This window comes from Phenylobacterium conjunctum, assembly GCF_042679085.1.
GTDB classification, from domain to species: Bacteria; Pseudomonadota; Alphaproteobacteria; order Caulobacterales; family Caulobacteraceae; genus Phenylobacterium; species Phenylobacterium conjunctum.
On sequence record NZ_JBHTLQ010000121.1, the window covers coordinates 1 to 552 of the forward strand.

The 552-nt window shown below is 70.1% G+C and carries 1 pseudogene; it reads right to left on the bottom strand.

Annotated features, from left to right (window positions below):
* Positions 1-552 (bottom strand): annotated as a pseudogene (locus ACFQ27_RS20845) (IS3 family transposase); the annotation flags it as partial.

Genomic DNA, 552 nt, shown 5'->3' on the forward strand with positions numbered 1-552 from the left:
GGGCCTCCCGGGTGAAGTCGTCGACGATGCACAGGATCCGGAAACGCCTGCCCCAGCTCAGCGTGTCGGCCACGAAGTCCAGGCTCCAGCGCTGGTCCGGGCCGTCCGGCAGCGCCATCGGCGCCCGCGTGCCGGTCGCGCGCTTGCGGCCGCGCCGGCGCCGTACCGCCAGGCCCTCCTCGCGGTAGAGCCGGAAGAGCTTCTTCTTGTTCATGCTGACGCCTTCACGCTCGAGCAGAATGCCAAGCCGCCGGTAGCCGAAGCGGCGTCGCTCCGCCGCCAAGCCCCGCAGCCGCTCGCGCACGTCCGCATCGCCCGGGTCGGGCGTGCGCCGCACTGTCTTCGGATCGACCTGGATCAGCCCGCAGGCGCGCCTCTGCGAGAAGCCGCGCTCCGCCATCAGGCGAAGCACGGCCTCCCGGCGCGCTGCAGGCCCGATTAGTTTTTTCCCAGAAGGTCCTTCAGCGCCGACACATCCAGCATCGACTCCGCCAGCAGCTTCTTCAGCCGCCGGTTCTCGTCCTCCAGGGCTCTAAGCTTCTGGGCGTCCGA